The sequence below is a fragment of the Rhodococcus sp. OK302 genome (genome assembly GCF_002245895.1).
Classification (GTDB): Bacteria; Actinomycetota; Actinomycetes; order Mycobacteriales; family Mycobacteriaceae; genus Rhodococcus_F.
In genome coordinates this window covers 1,828,674-1,844,687 of record NZ_NPJZ01000001.1, presented here as the reverse complement: position 1 = coordinate 1,844,687, position 16,014 = coordinate 1,828,674, and the positions used below count along the sequence as shown (strand labels likewise).

Below are 16,014 nucleotides of genomic sequence, written 5' to 3'. Positions count from 1 at the left end.
TCGCTGACATTCGAGCTTCTGCTCACGTGATCACTCCACCGAATCGGACTTTTTCGGTCCACAATTCTCGGTCCAGGCAAGCACCATGCAATCCAGCGCAGGAGCACTTCCGATGTCCACAACCGCAACCCAGATCCAGCAAGTAGACGTTCGTGGCCCGCGGTTCGCCGCCTGGGTCACCACCGCCGTACTGGTTCTGACGCTCGTCCTCTCGACGTTCTCCCTACCCGCAGCCACCGTCCTCCTTGCGCTGCAAGCAATCGTGTTCGCGATCGGCGCGGTAGCCGGCCCCAAGCGAAGCCCCTACGGACAGGTTTTCGGCAAGCTCGTCGCACCGAGGATTTCGCCCGTCACCGAACGTGAACCTGTTGCGCCACTGCGCTTCGCACAGTTCGTCGGCTTCGTCTTCGCAGTGGCCGGAACCGTCGGATTCCTTGCCGGATCCACGATCGTCGGGACCGTCGCCACCGGCTTCGCGCTCTTTGCCGCGTTGCTCAATGCTGCATTCGGCATCTGCCTCGGCTGCCAGATCTACCCTCTCGTTGCTCGGCTCCGAAACACTGGAAGAGCCTCGACAGCCTGAAAACGCTTCTCCCCCAACCTCCACCAAAAACGACCTAAGCAAGAACACACCGGAAGGAACACCATGGCTCGCTCCGACGTCCTAGTCTCCGCTGACTGGGCGCAGCAGAACCTCAATGCCCCCAAGACCGTTTTTGTCGAGGTCGACGAGGACACCAGTGCATACGACGGCGGCCACATCGAGGGCGCAGTCCGACTCGACTGGCGCAAGGACCTCCAGGACAGCGTCCGCCGCGACTTCCTCAACCAGGAGCAGTTCTCGGACCTGCTCTCGGCCAAGGGAATCGCCAACGACGACACCGTCGTTCTCTACGGTGGCAACAACAACTGGTTCGCCGCGTACGCCTACTGGTACTTCAAGCTGTACGGCCACCAGGACATCAAGCTCATCGACGGTGGCCGCAAGAAGTGGGAACTCGACGGACGCGAGCTGTCGAAGGACGAAGTCACCCGTCCCGCAACGCAGTACAAAGCCGAAGCACCCGACTTCTCGATCCGCGCATTCCGCGACGAGGTCATCAGCTCCATCGGTTCCGTGAACCTCGTCGACGTCCGTAGCCCCGACGAGTTCTCGGGCAAGATCCTCGCCCCCGCACACCTTCCGCAGGAGCAGGCGCAGCAGCGCGGCCACGTACCCACGGCCATCAACATCCCGTGGAGCACCACCGCCAACGAGGACGGCACCTTCAAGTCCGACACCGACCTTGCAAAGCTGTACGCCGACAAGGGCTTCGACGACACCAAGAACACCATCGCCTACTGCCGTATCGGCGAGCGTTCGAGCCACACCTGGTTCGTCCTGCAGGAGATCCTCGGCAAGAACAACGTCAAGAACTACGACGGCAGCTGGGTCGAATACGGCTCACTCGTCGGCGCACCGATCGAATTGGGAGCATAAGAATATGTGCGGAGCACCTACTCAGGGCCAGACCCTGCCTGCCGGCGTCGACGTCGAGAAGGAAACGGTCATCACCGGCCGCGTCCTCGCAGCTGACGGCCAGCCCATCGGCGGCGCATTCGTCCGCCTCCTCGACAGCACCGGCGAATTCACCGCCGAGGTCGTCGCTTCCGCTACCGGAGATTTCCGCTTCTTCTCCGCCCCCGGCGCCTGGACAGTGCGCGCACTGTCCAGCTCGGGCAACGGCACTGCAACAGTGAGCCCCGAAGGCTCGGGCATCCACAACGTGGACGTCACAGTCAGCAAGTAATTCACAAGCTCGAAAAGAGGCCCCGTACCAGTTCGGTACGGGGCCTTTCCCATCCCTCGGCGTCCCGATTTTTACGGTAGGTCGACGCGGTCTAAGATGACGTTGTGGTCATCTTCTTCGAGGTACTTCTCGCACTCGCATCCGTCATGATCGCTTGGTTCTCCGTGTACGTCGTGTACCGCTTGGTCACTGACGAGTCGTGAGCCAAGCTCCGGGTTCAGGGTCTGACGCGACCGCTGACGATTCCAGCACTGCCGGCGCTATCAAGCGCGGCAGTGGGGATGAGGCAGTCGCGATAGCTGTCGAACGCTCCAAGTCGACAGCTTCTCTCAACATTCCTACCCTTCCGGACCTTCCGTTGCCCGAGGACACCGCAAATCTGCGGCTCGGCCCGGATATCAACCCCGCCCTGCTCGCCCTTCTGCCGCTGGTCGGCGTCTGGCGCGGCGAAGGCGAGGGTCACGACCCCGAAACCGGCGACTATGTCTTCGGACAGCAAATCGTCATCTCCCACGACGGTGGCCCCTACCTGTGTTGGGAGTCCCGCTCCTGGGTTCTCGACGCCGAGGGCAAATACACCAAGCCTGACACCCGCGAAAGCGGTTACTGGCGCATGGGCGGCGACGGCATCCCGGGCAGCGTCAACGAGGAAGTAGTCGAACTACTCCTCACCCACAGCTCCGGCGTCGTGGAAATGTACTACGGCACCGCGCTCACACAGTCGTCGTGGGAACTCGCCACCGACGTCGTGATCCGCAGCCAGTCCGGCGCACACTACGGCGGCGCGAAGCGTCTTTACGGCATCGTCGAAGGCGGCGATCTCGCTTACGTCGAGGAACGAATCCTTGCTGACGGAGCTCTCGAGCCCCGTCTCTCAGCGCGTCTGACGCGCTACATCGGCTAGTTACACGAAGCGACCCCCGAGCCTTACCTGCGATTTCGCGCAGGTCCTGATCGGACTGATCGGGGGCTCAGGGGTCGGGTGGCTGCCTGGGATTCGCCGGCCGCTCGCGCGGTAAGTGAATTCCTTCAGCGATTGCGGCTAGCTGACAGCCACCTCACGCGTCCGTCTGTCATTCAATTTCAGACCACCTCCTTCCTTGTGTACTGGAGAAAGTACGCCGAGATCAGCGAGACGGCAACGTATTTTCCGCAGAAACCTTTCCGACGCGTATCACCTGGTCAGCGCTGGTGTCGGCGGGAAGTTGATGCGTGACGACGACAACTGTCCGCGAAGGTTCGAGCAGATTGCCCTGGTGGTCGAGTAGGTCGCGGATCAACTGGGCACCGGCTTCGGCATCCATGTGTTCGGTCGGTTCGTCGAGAAGCAGGATCTCTGCAGGCGAGATGAGCGCCCGCGCCAACAGCAACCGCCGACGCTCGCCGCCCGATACTGCTCGCATGCCGCCGACCAGGGCTGTATCGAGTCCATCAGGCAGGTTCCCCAGCCAATCGCCGAGACCGACGCGCCGGAGAACCGCCTCGGCGGCCGAGGGTGTGAGATCACCGCGGGAAACCCGTAGGTTTTCGAGCACGGAAGTCTCGAAGAGATGGGCGTCCTCCGCGAAGAATCCGATGTGCCGGCGCAGTTCGGCGGGTTCGATCTCCGAGATCGCTTCGCCGCCAACAGTTACAGTTCCGGAGATTGGCGCAAGGAGTCCGGCCAGAGTCATCAGTGCTGTGGTTTTTCCGGCGCCGCTTTCACCGATCAGTGCGATCCGAGAGCCGGGTCGCAAGTCGAACGTGAGCGGTTCGGTCACGTTTCCACCGGGCCATCCGGCGCGGAGTCCAGCTACGTGGAGAGCCGCAGCGTCCGGCCAGGCGCGATCACCTTCGACAACTTCCTCTTCCGCGCGGTCGACCACGGCCATGATTCGTGCCGACGCTAGCCTCGCCTTGGTCAATGCCACTGCAGCGCTGGGCAAAACCGCAGTTCCCTCGAATGCCGACAGCGGGAGCAGCACCAAGATGCCCAGGGCCATCGGTGACATGTCGGTCTCGCCGTACAACAGGATGCCGATCAGAAGTGATGCCAGTACGCTGACGCCTATCGCGAGAGGTGTTGCGGCAGCGGCAAAAGCGCTCGGCGCCGCGGCCCGATCAGTGGCGTCGACAACATCACGTTCGGCGGTGACTGCATCGTTCACCGCGCTGTCCAACCGTCCGGCCACTCGGAGTTCACTGGCATGATCCAGCGCTGTCACAGCAGATTTGCTGAATCTCACTGCAGCAGCTGAACTGTCGGCTTCGGCCATCTGCGCGGCCCGGGCCGACAACCACGGCGCCGCAATTCCGGAGACCGCCAGAGAGACTGCCAGAATCAGTGCCGCGGGAACGGAGATGAACAACAGAATGCCCACGGCTGCGACAGCCAGAATCGCCGATACCGCAATGGGAACAAGTGCTTTCACCACCACATCGCCAACCGCGTCGACATCGGCGCCGGTGCGCGCCAATAAGTCGCCTCGACGCAAACCGGCGGCTGCGGCCGGATCACCGGACGCCAGTCGCGAATACATTTGTGCGCGCGCTGCCGTGGTCCCCCGCAACGCAACGTCATGCGTCGTCAAGCGTTCGAGGTAGCGGAACACTCCTCGCGAGATGCCGAGGGCACGTACGGCAACCACAGCCACACTGAGGTCCAGCACGGGTGGCATTTCCCAAGCCCGGGTGATCAACCACGCCGACAAGGCTGCCAGCGCCAACGCACTTCCGAGGGTTGCTACGCCCGCCCCGATGGCCAGCAGAACGCGTCGCGGTTGTAATTCGAGTAGACCGAGTGCACGGAGCAACGGGTCTGAGCGGTCAGTTCTCATGTGCACGAACCTCGATGATCTGATCTGCGGCAGCAAGCACGCTCGGTCGGTGTCCGATCACGATGACGGTGTCACCACGTTCGGCTCGCGCTCGCAGAGACTCCAACACCATCTTTTCCGAATCCTCATCCAAATGAGCGGTGGGTTCGTCCAGGACAAGCACGGGCCTGTCCGATGCGAGGACTCGAGTCAATGCGAGTCGCTGACGCTGCCCCAGGGACAACCCGGAACCTCCGGCACCCACCACGCTGTCCAGGCCTGCAGAGAGTTCCGCGACAACTGCGTCGAATCCGGTTGCAGCAGAGGTCTTCTTTAAAGCTTCGGAATCGATAGGCCCGGAGAGAAACAGGTTCTCCCGGATCGTTCCCGGAAGTAGGACCGGATGCTGTGGGAGCCACGCTACCTGCGCCCACCACTGCGAATCGTCGATGTTTCGGACATCCGATCCGTCGACAGTCACCGATCCGCTGTCCGGTTCGATCAACCCCAGAAGTGCCTGCACTGCCGTTGTCTTACCGGAGCCGTTCGGACCGGTAAGCACAGTGATCGCGCCGGGTCTCACTGTCCCCGAAAGCTGGTACGGCGCAATACCACCACGTGAATTCACGCTCAACGCGCCGAAAACGATGTCGACTCCGCGGGCAACAACCAATTCACTTCCACCCGCCGGTGCATCCGATTCCGTCTCGATGATCTCGAAAGCCTTGTCAGCGGCGGCTATTCCGTCTTCTGCCGCATGGAACTGTGTCCCCACCATCCGAAGTGGCAGATAAACCTCGGGAGCAAGAATCAACGCGACGATGCCCGGCTCGAGGGACATGTTTCCGTACACGAGCCGAAGACCGATACTGACTGCGACCAATGCAACACACAGTGTGGCAAGGAGTTCCAGCACCATCGATGACAGGAATGCCACACGAAGTGCAGACATCGTGGTTCGACGATGCGACTCCCCGAGTTCCCGGACTCGCTCGGCTGGCCCCTCTTGACGACCGAGAGCCCGCAATGTGGGCAAGCCAGCCAGAAGATCGAGCAATTGTGAGGACAGAGTAGTCATCGCCGCGAGAGTTTTCTCGGACTTACCCTTTGTCAGAAGCCCGATCAGGATCATGAAGATCGGGATCAGGGGCAGGGTCACGAAGATGATGACTGCCGACGTCATGTCCTGCACGGCAATGACTATCAGCGTGATCGGTGTCAGTGTCACCGACAGGATCAGCGCGGGTAGATAGCCCGTCAGATAGGGAGCGAGACCGTCGACGCCGCGGGTGACAACGGTGGCAATCTCGTCGCGGCGTGGTTCGAGATCGCGAGGACTCATCGCCGTCGCCGACGCGAGCACTCCGTTCTTGATCTCCGCAACCACTCGGGTGGATGCGCGGTGAGCGAACCGCGCTTGCAGCCACGTGCCCAGTACCCGAATCGCGACAGCACCGGCGAGTACAACCAGTTCGGTTGCCCACGACGAAATATCGACGGTTCGGGTGGTGATGACTCCGGCCAGCACACGGCCGATCATGAGCGCCGTGACGATGACCATCACGACGTTCACCATCGACAGGACGACTGTCAGAATCAAATATCCGCGGGCAGAAGCGGAATGCTGCCAGAGCCGTGGATCGATCGGTCCCCGGCGACGCTCCCGAGTGGTGGGAGCGTCGCCTACCTCGATTGTCATTGGAATTCGACCGTCAATTCTTTCGAGGTTTCAATGTCACAACTACCACGACTTGGCTTTGAACTTCAGCCCGATCGACGGCGGAATCTGCTTGGAGGAGATTCGCGCTCGGAACACCCAGTACGTCCAGCCCTGGTACAGGATCACGACTGGTGTCATGAACGCTGCAGCCCAGGTCATCACCTTGAGCGTGTACGAACTCGACGACGCATTCTCGATGGTGAGGCTGTAGGCCGGATCAAGGGTGGACGGCATGACATTCGGGAACAGTGAGGCGAACAGCAACACTATGGTGGCGATGACGGCCACCGTGGTGAGAACAAATGCCCACCCTTCTCGCTCGGCGCGGGTCAGGAAGACCACACCGATGAGCGCAGCAGCTGCGAGACCAACCAGAATCCACGTCCAGCCCTTGCCGTAAGCGAGCTGTGTCCACAGGACGAATCCACCGGCCACGGGGATTGCCGGAATGGCTAGCCTTGCAGCAATCTTCACAGCATCTTCGCGAACCTCGTCAGCAGACTTGAGCGCCAGGAACACCGCGCCGTGCAGTGCAAACACCAGAGCAGTGGTCAAGCCGCCCAGCAGTGCGTACGGATTGAGCAGATCGAAGAACCCCGACACAACTTCCTTGTCGGCGTTGATCTCCACGCCCCGAACGATATTGGCGAAGGCGACACCCCACAGGACTGCGGGCACCCAGGAGCCGATGATGATGCCCCAGTCGCAGCGTCGGCGCCAGACGTCGTCGTCGATCTTGCTTCGCCATTCGATGGCGCAGATCCGAACGATCAAGGCCACCAGGATGATCAGTAGCGGCAGATAGAACCCGGAGAACAGCGTCGCGTACCACTCGGGGAATGCTGCGAACATCGCACCACCCGCTGTGATCAGCCAGACTTCGTTGCCGTCCCAGACCGGGCCGATGGTGTTGAGCGCTACGCGTCGACGCGTATCTGCCGGCACTCCACTACCTTTGCCGACAATCGGCATGAGCATTCCGACACCGAAGTCGAATCCTTCGAGAACGAAGTAGCCGACGAACAGCACTGCGACGAGCACGAACCATACTTCTTGAAGTCCCATGATCGCCTCCTAGTACGCGAACGACAGTTGTTTGGGGTTGTCCGGATCTTCCGGCTCGTCATGATCGATATCTCCCGGCGGATGCATGTCGTGCTCCAGCGGGCCTTCCTTGGCGTATCGCACGATCAGCTTGAACCAGACGACACCCAACGCGCCGTACAGAAGCGTGAATGTGATCAGCGAGGCCCAGACGGTTGCCGACGCATGGTTCGAAACACCTTGATCGACAGTCAGTCTGATCATGTCCACACCGGTCGGGTTGGGATGCACCACCCAGGGCTGGCGACCCATTTCGGTGAAGATCCAGCCGGCACTGTTCGCGAGGAACGGTGTGGGGATCGCGACGATACTGAGGATGCCGAACCATTTCTGGTCCGGGACACGGCCTCGGCGAGTCACCCACAGCCCGGCAAGTGCCAAAGCTGCAGAACCGGCGGCGAGGCCGATCATCGCACGGAAAGACCAGTACGTGACAAAGAGATTCGGGCGGTAGTTGCCGGGGCCGAAGTCCTGCTCGGCCTGTTCCTGCAACTGGTTGACGCCTTGGAGTTCGACGCCGGAGAACTTGCCTTCAGCCAAATACGACAACACGCCTGGCACCTTGAGGACGTGGGTTACGCCGTCACAGTTGTTGTGAGTACCGATCGTGAGAATCGAGAATGACGGATCCATCTCGGTGTCGCACAACGACTCTGCCGACGCCATCTTCATGGGTTGCTGCTGGAACATCAGCTTGGCCTGCACGTCACCGGTGTAGATGACTCCGATACCGGCAAAAATCATGACGATCAACGCGAATCGAGTGCCCGGACGGTACATCGTCCGTGCGTCGGACTCGAGTTTTGTGGCCTCGGCCGGTCCAGCTGTCTTGGCACGGCGCATGTTTCGCACCATCCACCAACCACAGATTCCCGCTACGAAGGTGCCTGCTGTCAGGAAGGCGCCGGCGACCGCGTGTGGAAATGCCGCGAGCGCAGTGTTGTTTGTCAACAACGCCCAGATACTTGTCAGCTCGGCGCGACCCGTCTCGGGGTTGTATTCAGCTCCGACGGGGTGCTGCATGAACGAGTTGGCCGCGATGATGAAGAAGGCCGACGCGTTTACACCGATCGCAACGAGCCAAATCGTCGCCAGGTGAACCAATTTGGGCAGCTTGCCCCAACCGAAAATCCACAGCCCGATGAAGACGGATTCGAGGAAGAAGGCGACCAGGCCTTCGAGGGCAAGGGGCGCACCGAATACGTCGCCGACGAATCGGGAGTACTCACTCCAGTTCATTCCGAACTGGAACTCCTGCACGATGCCGGTAGCAACACCGAGCGCAAAGTTGATGAGGAAGAGTTTGCCGAAGAACTTGGTGAGTCGGTACCAATGGTCTTTCTTGGTGACGACCCACATGGTCTGCATGAACGCGATCATCGGAGCAAGTCCGATGGTCAGCGGAACAAGGATGAAGTGGTAGACGGTAGTGATACCGAACTGCCACCGGGAGACGTCCAAAGTATCCATTGGCTACTCCGAGAGTAGGGCCCTGGGACAGGCTTCGGGGATCGAGACGCGGGCATTCGCTCGGCCCCTGCGGACACGGTACTGCTGTCCGGATTGGACCGCAGGACTTTGCTACTACCTAACGTAGTAGAGACCTGTCCGGTTTCCTATTCGCTCAAATCGGTCAAACCGGAACCGATTGCGCGTTCAACCAATTTTGCGAACTCACCAGCGACTTTGGTCCCTGGCAAAGTGAAGCCGTCAAGTGTATGAACCCGCGCAGCCAAGGTGACGCTCGAAACCATCCACACGCCATCCGCAGCAATCAAATCTGCAGGTCGCAGCGTTTCGTAGCGGCAATCGAAGCGCGCACTTCCGGCCACGTCGAACAAAGCACGCTGCGTCGTTCCCATCAAAATGCCCTGAGCCGGCGGCGGTGTGATTAATGTCCTGTCCCGCACGACCACCACCGTCGAGCGCGGGCCTTCCAGGACGTTTCCCTCCGAACTGACAAAAATCACATCGTCCGCACCCAAATTGGCGGCGTAGCGCAGTGCAGCCATGTTGGTTGCGTAGGACAAGGTCTTCGCCCCCAGCAGTTGCCACGGCGCCCGCGCCGACAAATCCACGGAGTAGCCGCGCTCGAGAGTGATCACCGACAGACCCGATTCACGGACCTCCCGAACTCGATCAGCCACTGGGCCCACCATCACGAACGCCGTCGGCTTGTCCCCGCTCTCACGCCCCCGAGTGAGAACCAGACGCAACGCACCTTCCTTCTCGCTTCCCCACTCCTCGACCGCGATCTCGATCGCCAGACGCCAGTCGTCGAGAACCGGCGCCGGCAACCCCAATGCCTCGGCACTGAGCGCCAGTCGACTCAGGTGCGCCTCGACCACCCGCGCGCGCCCACCACGAACCAACAACGTCTCGAAGACCCCGTCGCCTCGCACGACGGCCAAGTCGTCGGCATGCAGAAAAGGTGCGTCAGCATCGAGCACCTCATGGTCGAGAGTTACCAATACGCGATCAGACATACCTCAACACTAACGACCGGAACCCGCTATCTCTGCCCGCATTGAACCGCGGGGCCACCCACACTCCTAGACTGATGACGTGGTCGACAACGCTCTTGTGCCCAACAGTCCACTCATGACCTCCCCCGGCGCGGTCCCCGCCCCGGACGGGTCGGTCGACGTCGGGGTCGCCTGGCATCACGGCGATCCACTCGGTGAACAAAGAACCGCGGGACGTGCCGCGGTGGTCGTCGATCGTAGCCATCGATTTGTCATCGCCATTCCCGGCGAAGAACGCCTCACCTGGCTGCACACCATCTCCAGCCAGCACATCTCCGCCCTCCCCGACGGGAAGAGCGCAGAAAATCTCAGCCTCGACATCAACGGTCGCGTCGAACATCACTTCGTCCAGACAGATCTGGACGGCGTTACTTGGATCGACACCGAAGCCGATCGTGGCCCCGAACTCCTGTCCTTCCTGAAGAAGATGGTGTTCTGGTCCAAGGCCGAACCTCGCGACGGCAACGAATTGGCAGTGCTGAGCCTCCTCGGTCCCGAATCGACATCAGTCTTGGAAAAGGCCGCCGCATCGGTTCCTGCGGATGTCTACGACGCCGTCGCCCTCCCCGGCGGAGGATTCGTCCGCCGCATGCCGTGGCCGACCGCTGACTCCTTCGATCTCCTCGTTCCACGCGAGCAGCTGACGACGTGGTGGACAACGCTGACCGACGCCGGTGCCAAGCCGGCCGGAAGCTGGGCATTCGAAGCCCTCCGCGTCGAAGCAGCACGCCCCCGCATCGGACTCGACACCGACGAGAAGACCATTCCCCACGAGGTCCGGTGGATCGGCGGACCTGACGAACACGGTGCCGTGCACCTCGAGAAGGGTTGCTACCGCGGACAGGAAACCGTCGCCCGCGTACACAACCTCGGCAAGCCCCCGCGGCACCTCGTCCTCCTGCACCTCGACGGCAGCGCCGAGGCTCTGCCCGAACCCGGCGATCCCATCACGGCCGGTGGCCGCACAGTGGGCCGCGTCGGCACCGTCGTCAACCATCACGAACTCGGCCCGATCGCTCTGGCACTGATCAAACGCAACGTCCCCGCCGACACGGAATTGGTCGCCGGCCCCAGCGCCGCATCCATCGATCCGGATTCGATCGTCGACGACAACGCTCCGCAGGCAGGTCGTGAAGCCGTCAACCGATTGCGCGGGAAATGACGGCCACCGTCGACGCCGTGTGCGTCGTGTTTGCCGAGCGTGACAGCGGCGTCAAACGCGTCACCCGAACCGCCATCGACAAGCGTCCCGTCGACGGGCGCATTCCGGTGGGCCGACTCGGTCTGGGCGGCGACCACGTGTGCGATACCGAATTTCACGGCGGCCCGTATCAAGCTGTGTACGCCTACTCGAGCGAGGAAGCTGATCGCTGGTCCACGGAGTTGGGCCGACTCCTCGGTCCCGGCTGGTTCGGTGAGAACCTTCAGATCAGCGGCATGGATGTCACCGACGCAGTGATCGGTGAGGTCTGGACGATCAGTGGGCCCGACTCGTCTGACGTGCTGGAGCTCGAGGTCACCGGGCCGCGGGTGCCGTGCGGAACTTTCGGACTCTGGTCTGGCGAAAAAGGCTTCGTGAAACGGTTCACCGAGCAGTCCGATGTGGGCGCCTATCTGCGGGTGAACCGAACGGGCACCATCGCTGCCGGCGACACCGTCACCCGTGTCCACGTGCCCGGTCACGGAGCCACGGTCCGAGATGCCTTCACCGGCGCTCATCCGGACCGGCTGCGCAGGCTACTGCGCGATCACCAGGATCTTGCGCCCACTGTGCACGAACGAATCGTCAAACACATCGAACGAGCGGAAACACAGGTGCATTCGTGAGCGTCGAACTGGTGGAAGTTGTCCGCTCCGGATTCCGTGAGTGCGTACACCGTGGATCAGCCGTCATCCTCGACGGCAGCGGCGACGTCATTGCCGCTGTCGGCGAAGTCCACACTCCCATCTACCCGCGATCAGCGAACAAGCCGCTGCAGGCCGTCGCCGCCCTGCGCAACGGGTTCGAGCCCATCAGTCCCGAAGAACTGGCCGTTGCGGCGTCGTCTCACGCCGGCGAAGCCGATCACATCGAACTCGTCGCGGCGCTCCTCGATCGCTACCAACTCACCATCGATCAGTTGCAGTGCCCGTCGGATCTGCCGGGGAACGAACTCGCTCGCGCGGAAATGATCGCGGCCGGCGAACTGCCCAGTCAGATCTACATGACGTGCTCGGGCAAGCACTCCGCGATGCTCGCCACGTGCGTCGTGAACGACTGGCCGCTCGAGACATACATGGAGCCCACCCATCCCCTTCAGCTCGCGATCGCGGAGACGATCTTCGATCTCAGCGGCGAAGAGGAACAGGAACTCGGAATCGACGGGTGCGGTCTTCCGATCGTGCCGCTCTCGCTCACAAATCTGGCTCGTGCGTTCGGACGCCTTCCGTCCGCGCCGCCGGACTCACCGGAGCGCGCGGTAGCCGACGCCGTTCGCGCCAACCCGTTTCTCGTCTCCGGCACCGGGCGCAACGATCAGCGATTGATGTCAGCCGTCCCCGGGCTCTTCAGCAAAACCGGATACGACGGGATCTACGCGGGAGCACTCCCCGACGGTTCCGCGTTTGCCCTCAAGATCGACGACGGCCACGAGCGCGCGCTTCTACCGTTGGCGGCAGCTCTGCTCAAACGGATGGATACCGAATGGACCGAGGAGCTGGCCGCCCTCGCGTCAGCTCCGGTGTTCGGCGGGGATGCCCGAGTAGGCACGATCCGAGCAATTCCGGGAAACTTCTGAGTAGTTTTCGGAAACTTTTGCGCAGTTCTAACAAAGTTCTGAGCAGTTCTCTCAGCATCCTGGCAGCTCGCGGGCATAGTGAGAGCAAACAGACACGTCGACAGACCCCTCGTGGAAGCGGAAGAACCTTTTCCAGGCTAGAGTGTGTGTCAGGAAACTTACACACTCAAACGGGGCCGCCAAATTCCCCAGGCCGCCCCGCGAAAGCGCGAGGGGGTCAGCCATGGGCCGCGGCCGGGCTAAGGCAAAGCAGACCAAGGTTGCACGCGAATTGAAGTACAGCGTACCGACCACGGATTTCGATAGCCTGCAACGAGAGCTCGCAGGTGGATCGACCAACTCGCATCGGAGCAGTGTCCGATCGGACACGACTTCCGATAGGGAAGGGCATTCGCGAGAGGACGACTACGACGACTGGCGGCGTTGACCGCGCACTGCCATTTGCGCAGACTGTGAGATGAGGAAGAGCTGAGCGCTCTTCCTCATTTTTGCGTACCTGAACGAGCGCATTCGATCTGCTCGGAGATCGAAGACAAAACTGCCCCGCCGGATTCGATCCGGCGGGCAGCTTGTTATGTTCTACGACGTTCTACGACTCAGAAGCGCGGGTGATCTCCAGCGAGGAACGCGCGCTCTGCAGCGGCATCCGAAGCCTTCTTGATGCTTCCCAGCGTCCAGCAATCGATGTGGCGTGCGGTGAGCACGGCCAGTGCACGATCGACGTCCTCAGGAGCCACGACGGCAACCATGCCGACGCCCATGTTGAAGGTCTGCTCCATCTCGGAGCGCTCGACGCGTCCGCGCTGCGCGATCATCGCGAAGATCGGAGCCGGGCTCCAGGTGCCGCGATCGAGCTCTGCAACAAGGCCCTTGGGCATGACGCGCGCGAGGTTGTTCGCGAGTCCGCCGCCGGTGACGTGGCAGAAGGTGCGCACGTCGGTCTCGGCTGCGAGCGCGAGGCAATCCTTGGCGTAGATCTTGGTGGGCTCGAGAAGTTCTTCACCCAGGGTGCGACTGAACTCGTCGACGTGAGCGTTCAGGTTCATGCGGTCGATCTCGAGGAGAACCTTGCGTGCCAGCGAGTAACCGTTGGAGTGCAGTCCCGACGATCCCATCGCGATGACAACGTCACCGGGACGGACGCGGTCCGGTCCGAGCAGCTTCTCTGCTTCTACGACGCCAACGCCGGTAGCGGAGAGGTCGTAGTCACCATCGGCCATGATGCCGGGATGCTCGGCGGTCTCGCCACCGAGAAGTGCGCAGCCGGCCTGGATGCAACCTTCGGCGATGCCGCCGACGATTTCGGCAACGCGCTCGGGGATAACACGTCCGACTGCGATGTAGTCCTGAAGGAACAGCGGCTCGGCACCACACACGACGAGGTCGTCGACAACCATGGCGACGAGGTCGAGTCCGACGGTGTCGTGCTTGTCCATCGCCTGCGCGACGGCCAGCTTGGTTCCGACGCCGTCGGTGGAAGCTGCGAGCAAGGGCTCCTTGTAGTCACCCTTGAGCGAGAACAATCCGGCGAATCCGCCGAGGCCGCCCATGACCTCGGGGCGGCTGGCCTTCTTGGCCATCGGGGCGAAGAGTTCCACCGCCCGGTCTCCGGCGGCGATATCGACTCCTGCTGCTGCATAGGAGGCGCCTGCTGTGCGGTGACTGTCCTCGGTCATCGGATTACTACTCCAGCCTTGTATTTCTCGCGAGCACGTTTTTTGTTCGTGCACAGGTATGTGTTGTGTAACCCTCGTGACGCACCAAGAGGCTCGACTCGAGTCCTCAGCGCACACAAATACCGACGATTACGCCCTTACGCTACCGGACTGAGGCCGCTGACGAGACCTCGCGGCCGATCGACCTCAGTTCTGGAGCTGCGCACCGATCGAGGAATGCAGTGCTCGCAGACTGTTCTGCCCGAGCGCGACAGTCTCCGATTGGATGTGTTTGAGGAGGTGCCCGTCGTTGACGACCTTCTCACTCGACTGAATCAGCACCGTCCCGGAACCGGTGAAATCGAACTGCTTCTCTTCACCGGTATTGGCACCGAACATGGTCCCTCGGACCGAGCCCAGGAAGCTCTGCATCCAGTCCGCATCGAAGTGGTGGGACGGCGACGGACAGTCGGCCCAACCGACGAGCGCTTGCGGATCGATACGTAGCGGCGGCTCCGCGAACATGACCGGTCCATTGGACGACGCAAGGAACTTTCCGGTGCCCAACAGCGTCAAAAAGCCTGGCACGATGGATTGTTTGAGTTCGAGGCCAGTTTCGAACGCAAGAAGATTCGCCGCGCGGATCGTGAGATTTCCGTCGTCGAGGTCGTAGGAATTGATGTTGAATCCGCGGTCCCCGAGGATCAATTTTCCCTGCCCCTGAGCAAGCACCCAGTCGTCGGCGTAGAGCGGCGAAGAGAATCTGGCGGCGACGATCGCGGCCATGCTGGTGCGTCCCAGCGGCTCGAAATTGATGTTCCCGTAGTACGCGATCATCGCGCCTTTGGACGTGAACCACGGCTGCCCGGCCAGCTCGACACAGAAGGCGTAATCGTTGCCCGGGACGTTGTCGTTGGCAGGCAGAGTCGCTGGATTGTGAATTTCGATACCCATTCGATTTCTCCCTCTCAGAACTTCTTCTCGGACGCCTGGACCCAGACCGTGCCCGTGCCGGTCATCTTCAACTGAATGGACTCCCCCGAGCCCTTGCCGACGGCTTCACGCCAGCCGACGTTTGCCGAGATGTCGACATTGATCTGCCCGGTGTGGCACACGTATGCCTGTGGATCCACCACAACCTGAGGGTTGCTGGGGCCGACCTGCAACGCAATCGCTCCACCGTGTGAAAGCACCGCGACGCTTCCTTGACCGTGAAGTTGAGTCGTGAACAGACCTTGACCCGTCATCGCTCCTCGGACGACACCTCGCGCCCCACCTTGTGAACTCAGCGCCACGACGGAGCTTTGCAGGTAGGCGTCATGTGCAAGGAGGCGATCGGCTTCGACCGTGAGCATCGAGGAACCGTCGAGGTGGATGACGTCGACGTACAGGCCGGCATGTCCGTAGAAGACCTCACCCTGCCCCTCTGCGGCCATCATGTGTGCGCGTTCCCCGGACATCATCCGTCCGGCCATTCCCGCCATGCCACCCACGTTGGGCATCGCACCAGGGCCACCACCCATGCTGTGCGGGATGAATCGGACGTCGCCGGTGTAGTAGAGCATCGATCCGGTTCGGGCCAGCACGTTCTGTCCGGGACTGAGCGTCGACTTCACGACCTTGCTGTTCACTTGGTCCAAAGGCATGG

16 protein-coding genes are annotated in these 16,014 nt (G+C 61.7%); 8 read left to right on the top strand and 8 right to left on the bottom strand.

The features are described from left to right. Nucleotides 1–112: 112 nt before the first annotated feature. The 4 genes from BDB13_RS08495 to BDB13_RS08475 all read left to right on the top strand — a co-directional run bounded on the left by BDB13_RS08495 (nt 113) and on the right by BDB13_RS08475 (nt 2,694). Complete coding sequence (locus tag BDB13_RS08495) at nt 113–583, top strand: DUF4395 domain-containing protein (RefSeq protein ID WP_094274778.1); 471 nt, start codon at nt 113–115, stop codon at nt 581–583. A 63-nt stretch (nt 584–646) separates the two neighbouring features. Continuing rightward, complete coding sequence (locus BDB13_RS08490; RefSeq protein ID WP_094271251.1) at nt 647–1,480, top strand: sulfurtransferase; 834 nt, start codon at nt 647–649, stop codon at nt 1,478–1,480. A gap of 4 nt (nt 1,481–1,484) precedes the next feature. Further along, nucleotides 1,485–1,790, top strand: a complete 306-nt coding sequence (locus BDB13_RS08485) for a DUF1416 domain-containing protein (protein ID WP_094271250.1) — start codon at nt 1,485–1,487, stop codon at nt 1,788–1,790. 262 nt (nt 1,791–2,052) lie between these two features. Continuing rightward, nucleotides 2,053–2,694, top strand: a complete 642-nt coding sequence (locus tag BDB13_RS08475; protein ID WP_094274777.1) for an FABP family protein — start codon at nt 2,053–2,055, stop codon at nt 2,692–2,694. A gap of 223 nt (nt 2,695–2,917) precedes the next feature. Here the strand turns inward: BDB13_RS08475 and cydC are convergent, their stop codons facing one another. The 5 genes from cydC to BDB13_RS08450 form a co-directional block, all read right to left on the bottom strand. Beyond that, nucleotides 2,918–4,606, bottom strand: coding sequence for a thiol reductant ABC exporter subunit CydC (gene cydC, locus BDB13_RS08470; RefSeq protein ID WP_094271249.1), 1,689 nt, complete (start codon nt 4,604–4,606; stop codon nt 2,918–2,920). After that, nucleotides 4,596–6,284, bottom strand: a complete 1,689-nt coding sequence (gene cydD / locus BDB13_RS08465) for a thiol reductant ABC exporter subunit CydD (protein ID WP_094271248.1) — start codon at nt 6,282–6,284, stop codon at nt 4,596–4,598. Before cydD ends, cydC begins: the two co-directional genes overlap by 11 nt. Nucleotides 6,285–6,326: 42 nt before the next feature. Further along, entirely contained in the window at nt 6,327–7,370 is a 1,044-nt protein-coding gene (cydB, locus tag BDB13_RS08460) for a cytochrome d ubiquinol oxidase subunit II (RefSeq protein ID WP_094271247.1), read from the bottom strand. A 9-nt stretch (nt 7,371–7,379) separates the two neighbouring features. Continuing rightward, nucleotides 7,380–8,879, bottom strand: coding sequence for a cytochrome ubiquinol oxidase subunit I (locus BDB13_RS08455; protein ID WP_094271246.1), 1,500 nt, complete (start codon nt 8,877–8,879; stop codon nt 7,380–7,382). A 146-nt stretch (nt 8,880–9,025) separates the two neighbouring features. Continuing rightward, nucleotides 9,026–9,895, bottom strand: coding sequence for an aminodeoxychorismate lyase (locus BDB13_RS08450; protein WP_094271245.1), 870 nt, complete (start codon nt 9,893–9,895; stop codon nt 9,026–9,028). 115 nt (nt 9,896–10,010) lie between these two features. Between BDB13_RS08450 and ygfZ the strand changes: the two genes are divergently transcribed. The 4 genes from ygfZ to BDB13_RS08430 all read left to right on the top strand — a co-directional run bounded on the left by ygfZ (nt 10,011) and on the right by BDB13_RS08430 (nt 13,138). Continuing rightward, a complete protein-coding gene (ygfZ, locus tag BDB13_RS08445) occupies nt 10,011–11,096 on the top strand; it encodes a CAF17-like 4Fe-4S cluster assembly/insertion protein YgfZ (protein WP_094274776.1) in 1,086 nt (361 codons plus the stop codon). Then, complete coding sequence (locus tag BDB13_RS08440) at nt 11,093–11,761, top strand: MOSC domain-containing protein (RefSeq protein ID WP_094271244.1); 669 nt, start codon at nt 11,093–11,095, stop codon at nt 11,759–11,761. Before ygfZ ends, BDB13_RS08440 begins: the two co-directional genes overlap by 4 nt. Continuing rightward, nucleotides 11,758–12,711 (top strand): asparaginase, encoded by a 954-nt coding sequence (locus BDB13_RS08435; protein WP_094271243.1) that lies wholly within the window; start codon nt 11,758–11,760, stop codon nt 12,709–12,711. The genes BDB13_RS08440 and BDB13_RS08435 overlap by 4 nt, the downstream gene beginning before the upstream one ends. Before the next feature lie 223 nt (nt 12,712–12,934). Then, nucleotides 12,935–13,138, top strand: coding sequence for a DUF3073 domain-containing protein (locus BDB13_RS08430; protein WP_094271242.1), 204 nt, complete (start codon nt 12,935–12,937; stop codon nt 13,136–13,138). A 169-nt stretch (nt 13,139–13,307) separates the two neighbouring features. On the opposite strand, the gene purM is transcribed toward BDB13_RS08430, so the two are convergent. From purM to BDB13_RS08415, 3 genes are all read right to left on the bottom strand, one after another. Further along, on the bottom strand, nt 13,308–14,387 hold the full coding sequence (gene purM, locus BDB13_RS08425) for a phosphoribosylformylglycinamidine cyclo-ligase (protein WP_094271241.1): 1,080 nt from the start codon (nt 14,385–14,387) through the stop codon (nt 13,308–13,310). 186 nt (nt 14,388–14,573) lie between these two features. Then, nucleotides 14,574–15,320, bottom strand: a complete 747-nt coding sequence (locus BDB13_RS08420) for an AIM24 family protein (protein ID WP_094271240.1) — start codon at nt 15,318–15,320, stop codon at nt 14,574–14,576. A 14-nt stretch (nt 15,321–15,334) separates the two neighbouring features. Next, nucleotides 15,335–16,012, bottom strand: a complete 678-nt coding sequence (locus tag BDB13_RS08415; protein WP_094271239.1) for an AIM24 family protein — start codon at nt 16,010–16,012, stop codon at nt 15,335–15,337. Between the last annotated feature and the right edge of the window lie 2 nt (nt 16,013–16,014).

What these genes read in the sequence shown, in the direction of transcription:
- BDB13_RS08495 (WP_094274778.1), top strand. Translation starts at nt 113, where the DNA reads ATGTCCACAACCGCAACCCAGATCCAGCAAGTAGACGTTCGTGGCCCG.
- BDB13_RS08490 (WP_094271251.1), top strand. Translation starts at nt 647, where the DNA reads ATGGCTCGCTCCGACGTCCTAGTCTCCGCTGACTGGGCGCAGCAGAAC.
- BDB13_RS08485 (WP_094271250.1), top strand. Translation starts at nt 1,485, where the DNA reads ATGTGCGGAGCACCTACTCAGGGCCAGACCCTGCCTGCCGGCGTCGAC.
- cydC (WP_094271249.1), bottom strand. Translation starts at nt 4,606, where the DNA reads ATGAGAACTGACCGCTCAGACCCGTTGCTCCGTGCACTCGGTCTACTC.
- cydD (WP_094271248.1), bottom strand. Translation starts at nt 6,284, where the DNA reads ATGACAATCGAGGTAGGCGACGCTCCCACCACTCGGGAGCGTCGCCGG.
- cydB (WP_094271247.1), bottom strand. Translation starts at nt 7,370, where the DNA reads ATGGGACTTCAAGAAGTATGGTTCGTGCTCGTCGCAGTGCTGTTCGTC.
- BDB13_RS08455 (WP_094271246.1), bottom strand. Translation starts at nt 8,879, where the DNA reads ATGGATACTTTGGACGTCTCCCGGTGGCAGTTCGGTATCACTACCGTC.
- BDB13_RS08450 (WP_094271245.1), bottom strand. Translation starts at nt 9,895, where the DNA reads ATGTCTGATCGCGTATTGGTAACTCTCGACCATGAGGTGCTCGATGCT.
- ygfZ (WP_094274776.1), top strand. Translation starts at nt 10,011, where the DNA reads ATGACCTCCCCCGGCGCGGTCCCCGCCCCGGACGGGTCGGTCGACGTC.
- BDB13_RS08440 (WP_094271244.1), top strand. Translation starts at nt 11,093, where the DNA reads ATGACGGCCACCGTCGACGCCGTGTGCGTCGTGTTTGCCGAGCGTGAC.
- BDB13_RS08430 (WP_094271242.1), top strand. Translation starts at nt 12,935, where the DNA reads ATGGGCCGCGGCCGGGCTAAGGCAAAGCAGACCAAGGTTGCACGCGAA.
- purM (WP_094271241.1), bottom strand. Translation starts at nt 14,387, where the DNA reads ATGACCGAGGACAGTCACCGCACAGCAGGCGCCTCCTATGCAGCAGCA.
- BDB13_RS08420 (WP_094271240.1), bottom strand. Translation starts at nt 15,320, where the DNA reads ATGGGTATCGAAATTCACAATCCAGCGACTCTGCCTGCCAACGACAAC.
- BDB13_RS08415 (WP_094271239.1), bottom strand. Translation starts at nt 16,012, where the DNA reads ATGCCTTTGGACCAAGTGAACAGCAAGGTCGTGAAGTCGACGCTCAGT.